This is a genomic window from Bacillus sp. GMs2/2 (assembly GCF_050172095.1).
Classification (GTDB): domain Bacteria; phylum Bacillota; class Bacilli; order Bacillales; family Bacillaceae_G; genus Bacillus_A; species Bacillus_A cereus.
Genome location: NZ_JBNLYE010000678.1, coordinates 1 through 1,338, shown reverse-complemented (window position 1 = coordinate 1,338; position 1,338 = coordinate 1). Strand labels below are relative to the sequence as shown.

The window sequence follows — 1,338 nt, the reverse complement described above, 5'->3', positions numbered from 1 at the left end:
TTCTGACTAAATCTGTTTAATCTCGATATAAGGTCCTTTAATGTTTAATTTGTTAATATCATTAGATATATTGCCTACAGTTGATTTTTCATTAAAAGTATAGACCTTTTCACCATTTACAAAGATACCCCAATTTTTATCTTCGTAACTGATACCATAACCAGCATTGCTAGACGTAGCTTGGAGTTGATTTCCATTCATTGAAAGAGATAATTTCCCTTTTCCTTTGTTAAGTTTATCATTCACACTGTTGATACTATTCATTTGTTCTTCAAGGGCTTTTTGTTTATCAAGAGTAACTTGATGGTTTTTCCAGTCTAATTTATAGTGGTTCGTAAAGAATTCATTATATGTATCTTTATTATTTGTTCCCCACCATTTTGAACTTACCCATTCGATATTGTACTGATCTGAAATTCTACGATTTGTTATTTTTAAATCTGATGTAGTTTCTGTTTTATCAGCAGTAATAACCGCTACTACGTTTGGAGAAAAACCATATCCTGTTAAAGCTGGTACTGTATCTTTTGAAACAAAATTATTCGTTCCTTCATTATAACTACGTGATTTCATAAATAGTTGATTACCATAGAAAGTATTGAATGAATCACGATTATAAATTCCCCACTCTGGGAAATTAAATGATTGGAATCCTACTTTCCAATTTAATTTTTTATCTGTGTGAGTCTCCAATACCGTTTTATAATCTACTTGATCATAAGATACACTTTCTTTCCAAGCAAAGCTACCTGTGATACTTGCATCGGCATTTGGCCCTTTATCATTTACTCCTACTTTAACACTTCCACCAAGTGTATACCCTACCTCAGAAGTGACCTTTGCTGAAGTCATTGTATTAACTGGGGCAGCTTTATGGAATTGAGCACTATCACCACTTGTTATTTCTGCTTCAGTATGATAGGCTGATGGCCATTTTAAACCTGCGTTATAGTATCCGCTATTAATTGTATATTTAGCATCTATATTACTACCATCGGTGGTAACAATTGCAATCTTTTTATCTGCGTAAGGATCCTCAATAAAAGAAACCTTTATTGAATTTTTGATATTTTGCTTCATGTCATAAGTAGTTTTAAAACTATTATAGACCTTCCCACCATTTTGAAGATTTTCTACAGTTCCTTTAGACTCTGCAAATGCAGATGTTGCTTGTAAACCAAATGATCCAGACATAATAACGGACGCTACCGCAACGCATTTAGCTATTTCTTTTGCTTTTTTCATACAGACAGCCACTCCTTCTTAAACATTTAAAAGATATAAATATATTATTTCTAGTTCACAAAAATAGAGATAGATTCATAGCCATACAATATA

Annotated in this window: 1 protein-coding gene; it reads right to left on the bottom strand. The window is 32.2% G+C overall.

The genetic code is table 11. The features are described 5' to 3' along the window. Positions 1–6 precede the first annotated feature (6 nt). A complete protein-coding gene (gene hlyII, locus ACQGS6_RS28610; RefSeq protein ID WP_000709371.1) occupies positions 7–1,245 on the bottom strand; it encodes a hemolysin II HlyII in 1,239 nt (412 codons plus the stop codon). Positions 1,246–1,338 lie beyond the last annotated feature (93 nt).